Origin of the sequence: Aequorivita sp. KMM 9714 (genome assembly GCF_011065475.1) — a bacterium.
Lineage (GTDB): Bacteria > Bacteroidota > Bacteroidia > Flavobacteriales > Flavobacteriaceae > Aequorivita > Aequorivita sinensis.
On record NZ_JAAGRO010000057.1, the window covers coordinates 1 to 288 of the forward strand.

General features: G+C 43.8%; 1 rRNA gene. It reads right to left on the reverse strand.

The window, feature by feature from the left end:
- Positions 1-2: 2 nt before the first annotated feature.
- A 5S ribosomal RNA gene (gene rrf / locus G3A46_RS14650) occupies positions 3-112 on the reverse strand.
- Positions 113-288: the final 176 nt, after the last annotated feature.

The following is a 288-nucleotide window of genomic DNA, read 5'->3' on the forward strand; positions in this document are numbered from 1 at the left end:
AAGGAAGGCGGCGACCTACTCTCCCACAGGATTGCAGTACCATCGGCGCAAACGGGCTTAACTTCTCTGTTCGGAATGGTAAGAGGTGAGCCCCGTCGCTATAACCACCTTAGTTTTAAGTTAGGAGTAAAGCTAAGCTTGACTCTTAACTTCTAGCAATTGGCTAGAAAATATCGTGACATATTGTAATGTAAACAATAGGAAAAAAGTGAATTTACTACTATAAAGAGTTGCGTTCCCCGCCGAGGCGGGGAAAGCGATGTACATAAGCTTATGGGCTATTAGTAT